The organism is Synechococcus sp. CC9311, assembly GCF_000014585.1.
Classification (GTDB): domain Bacteria; phylum Cyanobacteriota; class Cyanobacteriia; order PCC-6307; family Cyanobiaceae; genus Synechococcus_C.
Map to the genome: position 1 here is coordinate 1,888,747 of NC_008319.1, position 16,531 is coordinate 1,905,277.

General features: G+C 55.3%; 20 protein-coding genes and 1 tRNA gene. 8 read left to right on the forward strand and 13 right to left on the reverse strand.

Annotated elements, in window-relative coordinates:
- The first annotated feature begins 36 nt into the window (after positions 1-36).
- From SYNC_RS09800 to SYNC_RS09815, 4 genes are read left to right on the forward strand one after another with little or no spacing between them, the layout of a single operon-like run.
- Positions 37-894, forward strand: a complete 858-nt coding sequence (locus SYNC_RS09800) for an ABC transporter permease (protein WP_011620045.1) — start codon at positions 37-39, stop codon at positions 892-894.
- A 4-nt stretch (positions 895-898) separates the two neighbouring features.
- The gene (locus SYNC_RS09805) at positions 899-1,348 is read left to right on the forward strand and encodes a hypothetical protein (protein ID WP_011620046.1); all 450 of its coding nucleotides are present in this window, start codon (positions 899-901) and stop codon (positions 1,346-1,348) included.
- Between the two features lie 5 nt (positions 1,349-1,353).
- Entirely contained in the window at positions 1,354-2,055 is a 702-nt protein-coding gene (locus SYNC_RS09810) for an N-acetylmannosamine-6-phosphate 2-epimerase (protein WP_011620047.1), read from the forward strand.
- 18 nt (positions 2,056-2,073) lie between these two features.
- A complete protein-coding gene (locus tag SYNC_RS09815; RefSeq protein WP_011620048.1) occupies positions 2,074-2,256 on the forward strand; it encodes a hypothetical protein in 183 nt (60 codons plus the stop codon).
- 21 nt (positions 2,257-2,277) lie between these two features.
- Here the strand turns inward: SYNC_RS09815 and groL are convergent, their stop codons facing one another.
- Complete coding sequence (gene groL / locus SYNC_RS09820; RefSeq protein ID WP_011620049.1) at positions 2,278-3,939, reverse strand: chaperonin GroEL; 1,662 nt, start codon at positions 3,937-3,939, stop codon at positions 2,278-2,280.
- A 118-nt stretch (positions 3,940-4,057) separates the two neighbouring features.
- Between groL and SYNC_RS14750 the strand changes: the two genes are divergently transcribed.
- Complete coding sequence (locus tag SYNC_RS14750; RefSeq protein ID WP_167897215.1) at positions 4,058-4,234, forward strand: hypothetical protein; 177 nt, start codon at positions 4,058-4,060, stop codon at positions 4,232-4,234.
- A gap of 3 nt (positions 4,235-4,237) precedes the next feature.
- On the opposite strand, the gene fabG is transcribed toward SYNC_RS14750, so the two are convergent.
- From fabG to SYNC_RS09835, 3 genes are all read right to left on the reverse strand, one after another.
- Positions 4,238-4,990 (reverse strand): 3-oxoacyl-[acyl-carrier-protein] reductase, encoded by a 753-nt coding sequence (gene fabG / locus SYNC_RS09825; RefSeq protein ID WP_011620051.1) that lies wholly within the window; start codon positions 4,988-4,990, stop codon positions 4,238-4,240.
- A gap of 64 nt (positions 4,991-5,054) precedes the next feature.
- Positions 5,055-6,161: a TrkA family potassium uptake protein gene (locus tag SYNC_RS09830; protein WP_011620052.1), complete on the reverse strand. Its 1,107-nt coding sequence runs from the start codon at positions 6,159-6,161 to the stop codon at positions 5,055-5,057.
- Positions 6,161-6,991 (reverse strand): glycosyltransferase family 9 protein, encoded by an 831-nt coding sequence (locus SYNC_RS09835; protein WP_041426658.1) that lies wholly within the window; start codon positions 6,989-6,991, stop codon positions 6,161-6,163. The genes SYNC_RS09830 and SYNC_RS09835 overlap by 1 nt, the downstream gene beginning before the upstream one ends.
- A 72-nt stretch (positions 6,992-7,063) precedes the next feature.
- Here SYNC_RS09835 and ispD point away from each other — a divergent pair, with 72 nt between their 5' ends.
- Entirely contained in the window at positions 7,064-7,741 is a 678-nt protein-coding gene (gene ispD / locus SYNC_RS09840; RefSeq protein ID WP_011620054.1) for a 2-C-methyl-D-erythritol 4-phosphate cytidylyltransferase, read from the forward strand.
- Here the strand turns inward: ispD and SYNC_RS09845 are convergent.
- Positions 7,701-8,633 (reverse strand): LD-carboxypeptidase, encoded by a 933-nt coding sequence (locus SYNC_RS09845; RefSeq protein ID WP_011620055.1) that lies wholly within the window; start codon positions 8,631-8,633, stop codon positions 7,701-7,703. The genes ispD and SYNC_RS09845 overlap by 41 nt on opposite strands.
- Positions 8,633-9,520, reverse strand: a complete 888-nt coding sequence (locus tag SYNC_RS09850) for a 4-hydroxybenzoate polyprenyltransferase (protein ID WP_011620056.1) — start codon at positions 9,518-9,520, stop codon at positions 8,633-8,635. Before SYNC_RS09850 ends, SYNC_RS09845 begins: the two co-directional genes overlap by 1 nt.
- A 102-nt stretch (positions 9,521-9,622) precedes the next feature.
- On the opposite strand from SYNC_RS09850, the gene SYNC_RS09855 reads away from it, so the two are divergent.
- A complete protein-coding gene (locus SYNC_RS09855) occupies positions 9,623-11,233 on the forward strand; it encodes a Ppx/GppA phosphatase family protein (protein WP_011620057.1) in 1,611 nt (536 codons plus the stop codon).
- Here SYNC_RS09855 and SYNC_RS09860 read toward each other — a convergent pair.
- From SYNC_RS09860 to petC, 6 genes are all read right to left on the reverse strand, one after another.
- Positions 11,217-12,026: a helix-turn-helix domain-containing protein gene (locus tag SYNC_RS09860; RefSeq protein ID WP_011620058.1), complete on the reverse strand. Its 810-nt coding sequence runs from the start codon at positions 12,024-12,026 to the stop codon at positions 11,217-11,219. The two genes, SYNC_RS09855 and SYNC_RS09860, sit on opposite strands and share 17 nt — an antisense overlap.
- Before the next feature lie 109 nt (positions 12,027-12,135).
- Positions 12,136-12,207, reverse strand: a tRNA-Val gene (locus SYNC_RS09865).
- A gap of 40 nt (positions 12,208-12,247) precedes the next feature.
- Positions 12,248-13,003 carry a precorrin-4 C(11)-methyltransferase gene (gene cobM / locus SYNC_RS09870; RefSeq protein ID WP_041426659.1) on the reverse strand — a complete coding sequence of 252 codons (756 nt, stop codon included), beginning with the start codon at positions 13,001-13,003 and terminating at the stop codon, positions 12,248-12,250.
- Positions 13,000-13,866, reverse strand: a complete 867-nt coding sequence (lgt, locus tag SYNC_RS09875) for a prolipoprotein diacylglyceryl transferase (RefSeq protein WP_011620060.1) — start codon at positions 13,864-13,866, stop codon at positions 13,000-13,002. Before lgt ends, cobM begins: the two co-directional genes overlap by 4 nt.
- Before the next feature lie 5 nt (positions 13,867-13,871).
- Positions 13,872-14,804, reverse strand: a complete 933-nt coding sequence (gene petA / locus SYNC_RS09880; protein WP_011620061.1) for a cytochrome f — start codon at positions 14,802-14,804, stop codon at positions 13,872-13,874.
- A gap of 43 nt (positions 14,805-14,847) precedes the next feature.
- Positions 14,848-15,384 carry a cytochrome b6-f complex iron-sulfur subunit gene (gene petC / locus SYNC_RS09885; protein WP_011620062.1) on the reverse strand — a complete coding sequence of 179 codons (537 nt, stop codon included), beginning with the start codon at positions 15,382-15,384 and terminating at the stop codon, positions 14,848-14,850.
- A gap of 82 nt (positions 15,385-15,466) precedes the next feature.
- On the opposite strand from petC, the gene SYNC_RS09890 reads away from it, so the two are divergent.
- Positions 15,467-15,835: a DUF3067 family protein gene (locus SYNC_RS09890; protein WP_011620063.1), complete on the forward strand. Its 369-nt coding sequence runs from the start codon at positions 15,467-15,469 to the stop codon at positions 15,833-15,835.
- Here the strand turns inward: SYNC_RS09890 and tatC are convergent.
- Entirely contained in the window at positions 15,786-16,520 is a 735-nt protein-coding gene (gene tatC / locus SYNC_RS09895) for a twin-arginine translocase subunit TatC (protein WP_041427078.1), read from the reverse strand. The genes SYNC_RS09890 and tatC overlap by 50 nt on opposite strands.
- Positions 16,521-16,531: the final 11 nt, after the last annotated feature.

Genomic DNA, 16,531 nt, shown 5'->3' on the forward strand with positions numbered 1-16,531 from the left:
ACCTGCTTTCCCCCCTCCGATTTCCATCAGTGCGCTATGACCACTCCCCTTCTCCAGATCGATACCAATCAAGAGTCCTCCCGAGGCGCTTTAACAGAGCTCATCCAGGAAACGACTGCTTTGACGCGTCGCCTGTTCGTACAGCTCAAACGTCGTCCCTCCACGCTGATTGCAGGCGTTCTTCAGCCACTGATCTGGTTGATTTTATTTGGAGCTCTGTTCTCTAAAGCTCCAGAGGGACTTTTGCCAGGTGGCATGAGCTATGGGCGTTTTCTGGGTGCTGGAGTCATTGTTTTCACAGCATTCAGCGGTGCACTCAATGCAGGACTTCCGGTCATGTTTGACCGCGAATTTGGATTTCTCAATCGACTTCTTGTTGCGCCATTAAGAAGTCGAAGTTCGATTGTCTTCGCTTCGGTGATTTACATCACCACATTGAGCCTCGTACAGAGTTTGGCGATCATGCTTACAGCGGCCTTGCTCGGCTATGGATGGCCTGGAACTGGTGGACTCCTGCTCGTTCTGTTCACCCTTTTGCTTCTGGTGTTTGCCGTTACAGCCTTAAGTCTGGGTTTGGCCTTTGCATTGCCTGGTCACATTGAGTTGATTGCTGTGATTTTTGTCGCCAATCTTCCTCTGCTTTTTGCAAGCACCGCATTAGCACCTCTCAGCTTTATGCCTGTGTGGATGGGCTGGCTAGCAGCCCTAAATCCCCTTACCTTCGCGATAGAACCAATTCGAGCGGCCTATGCAGGCCCTCTCGATCTTTCGCTGGTTCTCTTGGACGCACCCTATGGGTCAGTCACAGGACAGACCTGCTTGTTGGTCTTGACCGTGCTCACCGTGGGGCTGTTTCTCCTCATCCGACCACTGCTCAACCGCAAACTCTCTTGATTCCGTGTCTGTCTCTTCGTTTCAGCCCCTGAACCCCCGCCAACTGGACCTGCAACGTCGCTTGCTTGTCGCCAATGAATTAAGAGACCCCTCCCTTATTGCGCAACTAGAGCTGCAGTGGGTGCATCGCTATGGGGTGACCTCTCTTCCCAAGCGAACAGAAGAACCCTCCCCAGATGCTCTCCCCTCTACCCCGAGTTCAGAACTGGAGCCAAACATCCAGCCCCTCTCTCCGGTTAGCGATCAACAGGCCGAGACTGAGGCACGGGTCTTGCAAGTGGCACCACCCCTACCGATTGACTCCAATGATGAGGCTGAGGTGATTGAAGATCTGGCTGATCGTTCTTCAAATCCGCCACTCGCAATCGAGCCGCCACCGATCGCACTTGGTGCGCAGCGCTTTCGTCGCTGGATGGTGGCAGCTTCAGCAATCCAAGATCTGCAGGCATCCTGAGGACCATGCCCATTCCATCCCGCACCCAGCTTGAGGGTGGTCTGATCGTGTCCGTTCAGGCTCCGGAAGGATCACCCATGCGGCATCCCGATGTGATCGCGGCCATGGCTGAAGCCAGTCTTCGCAATGGAGCAACGGGTGTGCGCCTCGAGAGCCCAGAGCACATTCGAGCTGTACGCAACCGCTGCCCTGACGCTCTGATCATTGGCCTGTGGAAGCGCACATTTCCAGATAGCTCTGTCTACATCACACCCCGCTGGAATGACATTCAAACGGTCTGGGCAGCCGGTGCTGACGTCATCGCCCTCGATGCCACGGCCCGCCCAAGGCCAGATAGGGAAGACCTTGCGGAACTGATTCAAAGGTCGAAGGAAGACCTAGGGGCACCACTCATGGCCGATGTGGACTCCATCGAAAACGGCTTGATTGCGGCATCACTGGGATGCGAATGGGTGGGCACCACTCTGTATGGATACACAGAGCAGACAGCACAGCTCACTCCCCCTGGCTACGGCTTGATCTCTCCTCTAAGAGATCAACTTCCCGACCAGGTGACCTTGATTTGCGAGGGGGGCATTCAATCACCTGATTCAGCGCTCCAAGCCCTTGGGAATGGAGCCGATCTTGTGGTCGTCGGCACGGCGATTACTGGCGTCGATCTCCAGGTGGCCAAGTACCTCAGGACCCTGAAGAGGCAGAGTGGGTGAGTCTCACAAGACTCGGGCATGTTGCTGAAATTTGCTTTTCCTGTTGTGCTCAGCGGAGCCTTCTTCGCTCTACCAATCGCAGGGTTGCCGATGACAGAACTACAGGCGCTTAATCGAGAGTTGGGGAGACTGTGCAGTGAACCTCCCCGCGAAGCCTTATCGGTGTGTCGAATCCACGCGCGACTGGTGGGATCCCTTTAAGGGGATCCCCATTCCGCGGAATTACATCATTCCCATGCCGCCCATGCCGCCCATGGGATCCATACCACCCATGCCGCCCATAGGATCACCACCGCCACCTGCAGGCGCAGGAGGCTCAGGCTTATCTGCCACGACAACTTCAGTGGTTACCACCAAAGATGCAATCGAGACCGCATCCTGAAGCGCAAGACGAACCACCTTGGATGCATCCAGAATTCCAGCATTCATGAGGTCTTCGAAGTTGCCAGTGAGAGCGTTGAATCCCTCTCCGCTATTGCGAACGCGATCCACCACCACGTCACCGTTTGAACCGGCATTTTCAGCGATCTGACGCAGGGGGGCGCTCAGGGCACGCTGAACGATTTCGACGCCAGTCTTTTGATCACCTTCCAGCCCAGAGGTCAGGGCATCGAGTTCTGCAGAAATATGCAGAAGGGTTGATCCACCTCCAGCAACAATGCCTTCCTCCACAGCTGCACGGGTGGCATTCAAAGCATCCTCAATACGTAGCTTGCGGTTTTTGAGCTCCGTCTCTGTCGGGGCGCCAACCTTGATAACGGCCACGCCTCCAGCAAGCTTCGCGATGCGCTCGTTGAGTTTCTCTTGGTCGTATTCCGAATCCGTGTTGTCGAGCTCACGCTTGATTGAAGCAACGCGGGCACTGACGGCCTCTTTGCTGTCATCGCTCGCCACGATCGTGGTGCTGTCCTTGCTGATCGTGATCCGGCGTGCCCGTCCCAGGTCTTCCATCGTCACCTTGTCGAGGGTCATCGCCCTGTCTTCGCTGATGACTTGACCGCCAGTAAGAACAGCGATGTCGGCAAGAGCCGCTTTACGCCGCTCGCCAAACGATGGAGCACGCACGGCAGCCACCTGCAGCACCCCTCGGTTCTTGTTCACAACCAGAGTTGCTAGGGCTTCGCCATCCACTTCTTCAGCCAAAATCACCAAGGGTGATCCTGATTTCTGAACCGTTTCCAGCACAGGGACCAAGTCAGTCACCGAGCTGATCTTGCGGTCGGTGAGAAGCAGTAACGCATTCTCAAATTCGCAGATCTGACGATCACCGTCGGTGACGAAATAGGGAGAGCTGTAGCCGCGATCGAAGGCCATGCCTTCAGTGACTTCAAGCTCAGTAGCCAGAGACTTGGACTCCTCAACAGTGATCACACCGTCAAAACTCACCCTGTCCATGGCCTCAGCCACCATGCGACCCACCTCCTCATCTCCGCCTGAACTCACCGTGGCAACCTGGCGAATCGCATCACCGCTTACGGACTGACTGCGTTGATTCAGGCTCGCGACCACAGCCGCCACAGCTTTTTCCATCCCTCGGCGCAGTTCGATTGGGCTAGCACCAGCAGCTGTATTGCGAAGCCCCTCTTCCACCATCGCTTGGGCGAGCACGGTGGCAGTCGTGGTGCCATCGCCAGCTTTGTCCTTGGTCTTCGACGCCACCTGCTGGATCAGCTTGGCCCCAATGTTTTCGAACGGATCTGCAAGTTCAATTTCCTTGGCGATCGTGTCACCGTCATTAACGATGTCGGGCGAGCCGTAGGACTTCTCGAGCACCACGTTGCGGCCACGAGGTCCGATCGTGACCCGAACGGCATCAGCAAGGGCATTCATGCCTCGCTCGAGAGACTCGCGTGATTCGTTCGAGAAGCTGAGAAGTTTGGCCATAGTTTCAGGGACCCAAAGGGCAATCCCTTCCAGCGTCTACGACTACCCTCTCCTCTCGGAAGTGGGGAAAGCCGAATCCATCGGCCAACGGCGCAAAGGGTCTGGTTAAGGTTTGAAGATGAAGGAATCCGGGGCGCTGTTCTTCGTTTTCATGGCTGCAATGGCTGCAACCATGACATTGGTCTACGTACCACTGCGCATCTATCTCACGGCCACGGACCGCAGTCGGAGATTGAAGTTGCTTCAGCGCATTCGCCGCTTAAGAGAGGAGCTTGGTCAGCCCCTTCAGAGCTGACATTCAACTCATGACCATCCCACCATCCACCTGAAGCACTTGCCCCGTGATGTAAGCAGCGGCAGGGTCAGCAGCTAAGAACCTCACAGCTCCAGCCACCTGATCAGGGGATCCAAACCGTCCCAAAGGAATGGCAGAAAGGATGGCATCTGCCTCAAGGTCTTTCGTCATATCAGTGGCAATGAAACCAGGTGCCACGGCATTCACCGTGATTCCACGGCTTGCCATCTCCTTGGCGCTACTTCGCGTCAGTCCCACAACGCCGGCTTTGGCTGCTGCGTAATTGGCTTGTCCGGCGTTGCCCATCAGCCCAACCACCGAGGTGATGTTGATGATGCGACCACTCCGCTGTTTCAACATTGGGCGTGTCACGGCCCTCGTACAGAGAAAGACTCCAGTGAGATTGAGATTGATCACCGCCTGCCAATCCTCGGTTTTCATCCTCATCAACAAGCCGTCCCGCGTAATCCCCGCGTTATTCACCAGCACGTCGATGCGTTCACTTCGCTTCAACACCGTTTTAATCAAATCGTCCACCGAAGCCTCATCAGCAACATCGGCCTGGAGGGCATAAGCGGAGCCGCCCTTGGCCTGAATTTCGGCAACCACTGCCTCAGCCGCATCAGAAGAACTGGCGTAATTCACCACCACTTCTGCACCCTCAGCGGCCAAAGCCAAGGCCACTGCACGTCCGATGCCACGACTTGCACCTGTAACAAGAGCGGTTTGACCGTCAAGAGAAGCGGATGAACTCATGAACGCTTTTTTTTACGATCGTGTGATCGTAGGGATCGTTGGCCCTTTCAGTCATCAAGGACAGCTAAGTGCGCCGCATGGTTTCAATTGTGTCGATGGCATCACCCAACAAATTGCGGAATAGCTCCAACTGCTTCTGGCTCCCCATCACCACAAGAAGTTGACCAGGACCCAGCAGCTCTTCCCCGCTGGGATTTCCCTTCAATGAACTGCCGTCACGGATGGCCAGAACCATGGCCCCACTTCGGCGGCCCAGCTGGAGCTCCGACAAGCTCTTGCTGGCCAAGTGACCAACAAGCAAGGGATCACGACTTAACCGAAATTCTTCAATTTCAAATTCCGACCCAGATAACAAATCCATGAAGTCCACCGCCAAGGGCCTCAGAGCTGTTGCTGCCATCACCCTTCCCCCAGCGACATAAGGACTCACCACAACCGTGGCTCCAGCGAGTTCGAGTTTTGCTGCTGCTTCCTCGCTATCGGCTCGAGCGATTAACCGGCATCCAGGCTCTAAGCCTCGAGCGCTGAGCGTGACATACAGATTGGCAGCATCACTGGGCAAGGCCGCCACCAAGCTGCGACAGCGATGAAGTCCAGCCTCTAAAAGAGTTTCATCGAGGGTGGCATCAGCCTGCAGCACAGGTAAACCGCGTTCCTCAGCCGCCTGTCGCCGAGCAGAATCCATCTCCACCACAAGCACAGGAACGGTCTCCAGGAGCAGCTGTTCAGCAATCTCCCGACCAATGCGGCCATACCCGCAGAGAATCACATGGTTCTGCATACGCCGTAAGTTTCGGCGAAATCTCAACTCCCGCAATTGACGGAAGTATCCGGATTCTGTCAGGCCAAGAACCTTTTGAATCGAGAGCTGCACCACAACGATGCCTCCTGCCACGATCAAAACCGTCACCAGCCGCCCGGCCTGGGAGAGCGGTTCCACTTCTCCATAACCAATGGTGCTGATTGTGATCAGCACCATCCACAAGCAATCACCCCAATCCCATCCCTCCGTGATCCGATAACCAATCGCTCCGCCCAAGATCACGATGGCCAGGGCAACGACAGGTAACAGCCATGGCCTTGCCAGCTGGCCTAGCTGAGGGCGGTAAAACTGCAAGGGATAGCGCTGAAGCCGACGGCGTTGTTTCGACCTCCGTCGTGGCCTCTTCATCAGAAGCCCATCGCCTCCAATACATCAGCTTCTGAGAGAGAGCGGAGATCATCATTGCCGAGATGCCGAATCACATCCCGCTCAGGCAGTTGATCGTCAGACAGTCCGAGTGCAACCAACGGCACCCCGCAAAACGTTGCCAACAGACTGGTCTCAGGACAACTGGTCAACACCACATCTGCACAGGCAATCTGTGCTGCTCTCTCTGAAAGCGGGCTGTTGTCACGCAGATGAATGGTTCGCAAACCGGGAAGCTTGTCCTTGATCGTGAGTGGTAATTGCTTCCAGCGTTCTGCTGGCCAATCTCCCTTTGTTGCAGCTGGTTGAAGCAATAACAGAGGCCCATCTCCCTGCGGCTGCCGTTCGCGGGCGCTGTTCATCAGCGCTGCGGGCAAGCTGATCCGGAAGGCCTCGGCATCCAGGCTGAGACCGAGCGGAGCAATGAATCCAGAGCAACGTTGCGCACTCCAGCCGCCAGCCTTGCTGGCCTCAGCCGTCGAAGCAAATCCAGCTTCTGCAACCCGCGTTGGGATATGGCTCATCGAGAGCATCAAGTTCACCTGACGTCCCTCAGCAAAATTGAGGCAAACCTGGAAATCAGGTTCTCGAACAGAGCCAAGAAGATTGGCCCAATCGGCCATAGTCAGATTTGCAGAAAAATCAAAGGGAATGATCTTTTCAACCGAGGGCAGCAAGGTCCACAGCGATCGGTAGCCAGGGGAACAGGCCACCTGGATGGAGGCCCCAAGCTCGTTGGCACAGGCTGCTATCGCAGGCATACGCTCAAGCTGCTGTTGAGCTGTTCCTGGGCTTAAAACGAGAACGCGCATGAAACAACAGCACAATTGGTGCGATTTGATTGTATGGAGGCCATTTCAGGTTGCTAGGAACAGGAGTCGCTTATGCATCTGTTGATCGCAGCCGCCGGTAGTGGGCGGCGGATGGGGGCGACCCGCAACAAGCTGTTGCTGCCTCTGTCTGGACAACCCGTTCTGGCATGGACATTGCAAGCAGCTCTTGAAGCTGAGTCGATCCATTGGATCGGAATCATTGGTCAGGAGATTGACCGTTCCGAGATTCTCACTCTCGTGGAAGGCGCTCCCAAACCCGTCGCTTGGATTACCGGCGGAGACAGTCGTCAGGAGTCAGTCTCACGGGGGCTGGCAGGACTGCCAGACACAGCACAACATGTGCTCATCCATGACGGGGCCCGCTGTCTCGCATCCCCCCACTTATTTAACCGCTGTTCAGATGCCGTTCGTAGCGGCAAGGCGGTGATTGCTGCGACCCCTGTGACCGACACGATCAAACGCGTTGATGCATCAGGCTTGATCACAGCGACTCCGAATCGCGCAGAGCTGTGGGCGGCTCAAACTCCACAGGCTTTTTCCGTGGATGAACTCCGCCAGGGTCATCGTGAAGCGCATGCTTGCGGCTGGACTGTCACCGATGACGCTTCTCTTTATGAGCGCTTGGGATGGCCAGTCAACGTTCTTGATGCTGGTCCCTCCAATATCAAAGTCACAACCCCTTTTGATCTCACTGTGGCCGCAGCGGTGCTGGCAGAACGCCTGGGTTAGCACCCACGCTCAAAACACCATGATCACCATCAAGGGTGGCGATCGCGCCAACTGGTAAGGCTGCATTTCCTCCCGGGCCGTGCCCCACAAGCAGATTTGCCACCACGGGAATCCCTAAGTCAGCGGTGCGCTCTCGCAACACCTCGTCCAAGCTGAATCCACCAGAATCCGACCCGTCATCGCAGCCAAGGAATCGACCGAATCCAAGACCTGAAAGCGATTGGAGCAGACCTGCTAATCGCCACTGCGTGAGCATGCGATCAATCCGATAGGGGGCTTCGCCGATGTCTTCAATGACCAACACAACTCCCTTTAGGTCTGGCAGAAAAGGAGTCCCAATCAAATGGGAAGCCACCGTTAAATTCAGAGTTAACAATGGACCGACAGCCACGCCTCTCCGCCAGGGCACCCCTTGAAGATCCAGCAGAGGATGGCCAAAGAGAACGTTGTGCAGTCGCCGCTGGCTCCACTCGGGTTCATCGGCGAGGGTTGTGATTAAGGGCCCATGGACCCCACCGCTCACACCTGCTGCCATTCGAGCGCAGAGCAGTGCAGTCACGTCCGAGAAACCCAGCAACCATCCTGGCTGCCAAGCAAAAGGTTGCTCCAAAAGCCTGGCAGCGCCCCAGCCACCGCGAGCACAGGCCAAGAGGGATGCATGGGGAACCGATTGGAAATCACCCCGACGCTCGTCATCCCGTCCAGCCAGATACCCCCAGCGCCGTTGGCTGATGAAATCCGGACGGATCCGCAATCCCCAGCTGCTCAGTATCGAGATCCCTCGCAAAAGGTTGTCAGTGTTGTCAAGCGCAGAGCTGGCGGCCACGACGGCCACCTCATCACCACTCTGAAGAGGGGAAAGCAACAACTCAGACCTCTCTGTGTTGGGCATCATCCCAGCCGCCCGAGAACGAGACCCAATAACAACAATGCGCCCAAACGCACCTGGTGACTGAAATGAACGCCATACACCGACATGGACTGCTGCCTAACGCTGTTCAGCGCACGGGTGGCACGCTGCATCCCGAAGGTCACCACCAACCAGAACGGCCAGAAAATGACGCCGATTCCGGCGCAGGCAGCAGCAACAGCCAGGGCCAGCATCGAGAGCGCATAGGTCACACCCACAACGCGCAAGACGGACGAGCCAAGGGTCAGTGCGCTGCTGTTTAAAGCCATCCGGGCGTCATCAGGACGATCCGCCATCGCGTACACAGTGTCAAAAGAAAACGTCCAAAGCAGGGTGGCAACCCAGCAACCTGCCAATGGCCAACCGCCATTCAAATCTCCGGTTTGCGCGGCCCAAGGAATCAACACAGCGAAACCCCAACACAAGGCCAACACCGCTTGGGGATATGCAAACCAACGCTTAGCGGATGGGTAGATCAATATCGGCGGCAGGGCCAAACAAGCCAGCACAAAGCAAAGGTTGCGCACGGAATCCGGCAAGTTCAACACCACCCCCAAGCTGATGACCAACATCACGATCAACACAACCACGGCCTGCGCAACGCTCAAACTTCCTTGCGCAAGCGGACGTTGCTTCGTCCGTTCCACATTGCGGTCGATGCGGCGATCCCATAAATCATTCGCAATACAGCCCGCCCCACTGACCGCCAGGCCGCCGAGCACGATCATCAGCACCAGGGCCAGCGATGGCGGTGCATCCGGAGTGAGCCAGAGACTCCAGCCTGCTGGAATCAGCAAAATCAGTCTTCCGCTGGGTTTGTTCCAACGCAAAAGGGCAACCCATGGAGCAAGGGTTTGACGAAACAACATGCGCTTACTGGAGCCGACTGACAAAAAAGAACTCCATCTGAGGAACCCTAAACAGAGGTTCTTGATGTCTGCTTAGGGCAAAGTGGAAGGGCTTTCAGCACGGTGCTTCAAGTGACAGCAGGGCCGAGCTTTCAAAACGGTCGGACCTTGCGGAAGATTGCCGCGATCGATATCGGCACCAATTCCACCCACCTCTTGGTGGCCTCTGTTGATCCTGAGCTACGAACGTTCAGCATCGAGTTAGCGGAGAAGTCCACCACTCGATTAGGGGAAAGAGATCCAGAGACAGGCAATCTCTCAGAGGCGGCAATCGAGCGAGGCCTCAAAGCGCTGCGTCGTTTTCGCGATCTCGCTCTGAGTCACCAGGTCGAACAGATCGTGACCGCTGCCACCAGCGCGGTGCGTGAAGCCCCTAATGGTCGGGACTTTTTGCAAGAGATTCAGGATCAGCTCGATCTTGAAGTGGATCTCGTCAGTGGCCCAGAAGAAGCCCGCTTGATCTACTTAGGCGTGCTCTCAGGCATGCCTTTTGGAGACTGTCCGCATCTTGTGCTGGACATCGGAGGCGGATCCACAGAGCTGATTCTTGCGGATGGTCGCGATGCGCGAGCACTCACCAGTACAAGGGTTGGCGCGGTGCGACTTCAGCGAGACTTTGTCACAGATGACCCAATGCCTCCGCAACGTCGAACCTTTCTTCAAGCGTTTATCCAAGGGTCCCTAGAGCCCGCGGTCAACAAAGTGCTGCGGCGGATTACTCCTGAAGAAACGCCCGTGATGGTGGCCACCAGTGGCACCGCGATGGCCATAGGAGCGATAGCCGCGAGTGAGGAGGATCGTCCACCGCTGAAGCTTCACGGCTATCGGGTGAGCAAACAACGTCTCGACAGGGTGGTTGATCGCTTGGTGATGATGACACCAGACCAACGCAAAGGATTGGCACCCATCAACGATCGACGCGCGGAGATCATTGTTCCAGGTGCCTTAATTCTGCAAACCAGCATGCAGATGTTGAGAGTTAAAGAATTGGTTCTGAGTGAACGCGCTCTCCGCGAAGGCCTCATCGTTGATTGGATGTTGCGTCACGGCCTTCTAGAAGACCGTTTCAGCTTTCAAAGCAGCATTCGACAGCGCACCGTGATCCATCAGGTGCAGCGTTTTGCCGTCAATCAGCAACGAGCCGAGCGTGTGGCTTCCCATGCACTCACTCTGTATGACAACACCAAAGACCATCTACACCGTGACGATGGCTCAGGCCGCGACTTGCTATGGGCTGCAGCGATGCTTCACGCCTGCGGCCAACACATCAATCTCAGCGCCTATCACAAGCACTCCTGGTATCTGATCCGCCATGGCGAACTGCTGGGCTATTCCGAAGCAGAGCATCTGATGGTGGCTGCGATCGCGCGTTATCACCGCCGCAGTCTTCCCAAAAAGAGGCATGAGTCTTGGCAGGCGCTTCAAACCCGTGACAATCGACGCACAGTCTCAGATATGGCCTTACTGCTCAGACTGGCAGTTGCCCTCGATCGACGTCCAGAGCCGGTGGTCAAAAGCTTGCTGGTCAAAGTCAAAAATGAAGATCTTGTGCTCGAGTTGGTCGGGGAAAAGGCAGATCAAGATTTCAGTCTCGAGCAGTGGAGCCTGGAGAGTTGTGCACCAATTCTGAGGGAGGTCGCTGGTTTGAACCTCACGCTCAAGGTTCAGGAGTGAGGGGATACCAACGCAGCTCATCGATGCTGCCCAAGGCCCGAGGCGAGGCATCCCCATAGCTAAACCGCACTAAATCAGGTCGTCCCGCGAAGACTTCAAGCCCCTGATCGCCCTCAAACTGTTTCGGTTCGTTCAGAGTGCCTTCAAAGATCACATCCCCGCTCCGATTGCGGACGGACACCCAGCTCGGTTGTGAGCTGACAAGCGAAATCGGTCCTGGACTCTTGTTGTCACCGCTCATAGCAGTGTCCAGGGCGAAACCGTTTTCCCTGGCTGGAGTGAGCTGAGGAACAGGTTGCTCTTGTGAAGGCACGGTGCTCACTGCTTCTGATTGCTGGCGGTTTCCACGAAATGCAATGGCGCTGATTGCTGTCACTCCAACGAGCAACAAGGGAATGGCTGCATTTCTGATCCAGCGCCCCATTGAGGCGGAGTCCTGCTGGCCTTGCGGTGCATCGGTAGAGCCTGAGCGCTCGCGACTCACCCGCTTTGCAGGCGCAGCCTTCGTCTCACCAAGCTGAGATTGGAATTGTTGAACCAAAGGAACGGGGTCTAATCCCAATTTTTGCGCAACTCTTCGCAGCATCCCGCAAATAAAAACGGGTTCTGGAAGATTGTCCCGATCTCCATTTTCTAAAGCTTCAAGCTGCTCTTTACCCATGTGGAGCGAATCGGCAAAAGCTTGGCAAGTCATCCCTTGCCTTTCCCGCTCTTCCTTTAAGACGCGGCCGAGGGAAGCGAGTTCGTCCTGACGGAAATCTGAATGATCGGTAGCGTCACTAACTTCGGCCATTTCATGTATTCACCGTCAAAAAATTTTAGTTGCGTTTCGCCAAACTGTCAGCAAAATTTAAATTTCACCTAGTCAATAAAGCATTTAACTTTCAAATCAAAAGTTTCAATGGGCGATACTGGATTCGAACCAGTGACCCCTTCCGTGTGAAGGAAGTGCGCTACCACTGTGCTAATCGCCCCGAACGCAAATCTTAAACCACAACGGAGAAGTCCAGATACTTAGCGACTAGGACGGAACAGGTGATCGTGGTCTGGCGAGTAAAGCTTTGAGCGCTGGCGACCTGCATTCAATGCTGGACTCACCACATAAAGAGTGGTCCGGATCAAATTTTGCTCTTGAGAGATCGCTGCCATGCGGTCCAGTGGGACGACTTGAAGCCATTCATCAGGCCAACTCACACGGTGACCGATAGCAACTGGTGTATCAGGCGAATAATGCTTCAGCAATGTTGCTTGCACCTCCTCAACATGGCGAGCACTGAGATAGAGGCAGAGCGATGCTTTAAGGCGGGCAAGATTCTCCAAACTCTCCGTTTCGGGCACCCCAGTGCGTCCACCAGCCCTTCCTAGAACAATGGTCTGAACAAGGCCAGGAATCGTGAGCTCAGCCCCTAATGCTGAGGCGGTCGCCTGATAAGCGCTGATTCCTGGAACTACGTCGACAGAAATCCCAGCGTCAGTTAATCCACAAATTTGCTCAGAAAGAGCTCCATACAGGCAGGGATCACCATCATGAAGACGAACAACCTCAAGACCTTTTTTGGCCCGATCAATCATCAGTGGAAGCACATCCTCAAGCGTGAGAGTGCTACTCCGAATCGTTTCGCAGTGATCTGGGGCTAAGGCCGCGATCTGAGGCGACACCAACGAATCTGTCCAAATCAAAACCTGGGCAGACTTCAACCGGTTCTCAGCACGTCGCGTTAGGAGATCAGGAGCTCCGGGCCCTGCACCGACAATCGACACTGTGGTCATGGAGTACCTGGGATGCGTAAGCCTGGATCAGGCAAAGGCTTTCGTTTCCCGTATAGCCAAAACAAACCAAAGCCCGCAAGCAGCAGCAATGAGAGGCTCATCAACTGAGCAATCCTCAAGCCCCCGTCGCAAAATGGAGGGACTCCTCCTAAGCAGAGCGGATCAATTCGCAGACCCTCAATCCACACACGACCAAGGCTGTAGCAGAGCAAATAAACACAACTAAGAGCTCCTGATGGGAGTGAAATACGCCCACTCCGCGCCCATTGAAACAACGTTATCAGCACAATGAAAACCGCCAAATTCCAAAGAGATTCGTAAAGGAATGTGGGGTGAAAGAACTCTGAATCAGAAAAGATCTGGGGACGGCTTGAATAAGGGATAAATAATTTCCAAGGCAATTGGGTCGGAACCCCAAAGGCTTCTGAATTGAAAAAATTCCCCCAGCGTCCAATTGTTTGACCAAGGATCACGGATGGGACCAAAACATCGAGAAGATCCCAAAAGGAAACTTTCCGCCAACGAGAGAACAAAATTACGGAGATTGTGCCTCCTATCAATGCTCCATGGATCGCAATCCCCCCTTGCCAAATCGCAAACACATCCCACCAGGAGTTTTGGTAAGAGCGCCATTCAAAGGCCACGTAATAGAGACGAGCACCGATGATGGCAGCCAGCACCAGAATGGGAAGAAGGTCGCTAATTAATCCCGATTCAAGATTTCTCTGTTTAGCTAACCAGCTCGATAAATTGAGGCCGATGAGCACGGCCAGCGCTATGAGTAGTCCGTACCAGCGCAAAGTAATGGGCCCGAACTGAAAAAGCACGGGCCCAGGTGATGTAAATACAATGGGAATGATCACCTTGATCAGACGCCTTCAGCAGCTTGAACCTTCTCAATCTGCCTCTTTTTCAGAACCAGCATGATCTGAGCCAAAGCAACTGCTGCGAAGAACGCGAGCATGCCGTAGATGCGAACAGGGTTCTGAAGAACAACTTCGGTATCGAGCTGACCGAATCCACCAACATTGGGATCGTCCGTGATGGGGGCTCCAGCCTCAACCACATCTCCAACAGAGACCAACAGAGCAGGACCCACTGGAACGGTCTCTGTGATTTCAGCACCGTCGGCAGACTTCACGGTGACCACGCTTGCGCCATTGTCACCAGGTTCAATGGCACTAACAGAGCCGGAAGCCGGGGCCGTGTAGACGGTGTTGTTGCTCTTTTCACCCGTTGGGTACACCTGTCCGCGGCCGCGGTTTCCACCAACGTGAATGGAGTACTTACCAAAACTGATGCTGCTGTCCGTTGCGGGGTCAGGAGCCAGCACTGGGAAGACAATCTCTTGATGCTCATCACCAGGGATCGGCCCCACCAAAATCACGTTGGGTTGGTCGTCGCTGTACTCAGTGAAATAAACGCCCTCTGTTTCCTCCTTGATCTCATCGGTCCAGCGATCCTGAGGAGCGAGCGTAAAGCCATCAGGAAGCATTACAACAGCTCCAACCTGGAGGGGAACCTGACTGCCATCAGCACCTAGCTCTTGAACGCCGGTGTCGTAAGGGATCTTGACAACTGCCTTGAAGACGCTGTCAGGCAGCACGGACTGGGGAACTTCTGCCTGAGTGAGCTTTTGGGCCAAGTGGCAGTTCGCACAAACGATCTTGCCGGTGGCCTCCCGGGGAGAGTCGTAATTTTGTTGTGCCCAGAAGGGATAAGCCCAACTTGCAGCGGGTGCGCTGAAAACAGCGAGGCCGACGATCAGTGCGGCAAAAGTGGAGGAGAGCAGGCGACGCATGGGAAAGCTAGGTAGGAGAGAGACAGCAAAAAGGAGGGGCTGATCAGGACCACCAGGGCTTTTCGCCCGTCCGGAAATCGGTTTCAGTCCACTGGCTGACAAATACGTTGTCGTTGTCGACGCTGACATTGGCTAACGCCAAGGACAGAGGCGCGGGGCCGCGCACCACCTTGCCTGTGGCGTCGTACTGACTGCCGTGGCAAGGACACATGAATTTGTTGGCGCCGCTGTTCCAAGGCACGACACAACCCAGGTGCGTGCAAATGGCGTTGATGCCATAGCTTCCGATGGCATCAACGCCTTCCACGATCAAGTAGGTGGGGTCACCTTTCAAGCCTTGGACAAGGCTGCGATCACCCTCGGCGTGGCTACTCAACCAACCGCTCGCGGTCACTGAATTACCGAGCTCATCCTTGGCACTGGTTCCGCCACCACCCCCAGCAGCTCTGGGCGGGATGAAGTAATTCGCCACCGGATAAAGAGCCCCCAGGGCCACGCCTGTGACGGATCCGAAGGTCAGCAGATTCATGAACTGCCGACGGCCCATACCGGGCACATCACTTGCTGGCATCTGAGTCATGGCTGACGCTCAATCAACACTGAATGAGGTCCATTATGGAGGGTAAAGGTCCCGTCACGCTTTGCAACGACTGGGCTTTTAGATGATCCACTCAGCCGTTTCCGTGCTTGTAGAACCAACATTCGAACAATCCATCCCTCCTCTAACCGTCAATGAGGTCATCGACCTGCTGCGGGAACGCTGGCAAGCCAGCTACGACATGCAACTCGTTGTGAGGCGCAAACGGATGTATCTCCAAGTGATGTGGGCCTATCTCGAGCAGCAATCCTTCCCTTTAAACGAGGAGGAGTACCGCATCCACATAGCCCAAGTGGTGGATGTGGTGAATCGCTCAGGCCAGGCAGGCGCCGTGCGTTCTTGGCTAAACGAGACGCGAGACCGTCCACGCCTTGGGAAAGCCCTTAGCCTGCAGCTGCAGGGGGAGGAGCGTCTGGAGGAGTTTCTGGTCTGAACCGCTCGACGAACGCAACGAGAGCAACGCCAATGAAAAACAGAGCTGATATCGCACCGGCCAGCAAGGACATCGTGATCGGATCAGTAGATGGAGTCAGTACGGCTCCTGCTAAAGCGGCAATCAACACGACCCAGCGCCAAGCCGAGAGCATCCGCTTCCAACGAACCAAACCAAACAACCCAAGCAACAACTGCAGAACAGGCAGCTGAAAAGCCAGTCCAGTGGAGAGCATCAGCAGAAGCACAAAATCGAGATAGCGCTCGATCGACCAAATCGGTTCCACCACATCAGCCCCGTAACTCACCAGGAAACCAAGGGCAGCAGGGATGAGTGCCCACCAAGAAAAAGCAATTCCGGCGAAAAACAGCACTGCTGAGCCCGCCACAGCGGGAGCGATAAGACGACGCTCATTCCGCGTGAGACCCGGCAAAACGAAAGCCAAGCCTTGATACAAGACGTAAGGAATCGCCAAGGTGAGTCCGGCATAACCGGCAACCTTGAAGGAAACGAACAGGAACTCTCCAGGAGCGAGCTGAAGGAATCGGATCGATCCGGCAGGTTCCTCCAAGATCCTCACCAAGGGTTTCACCGCGAGAAGGCAGGCCAAAGCGCCAATCACAATCGCTATCAGGCTGCGAAACACTCGCTGACGAAGCTCCTCAAGGTGATCCACCAGGGACATTTCCACATCAT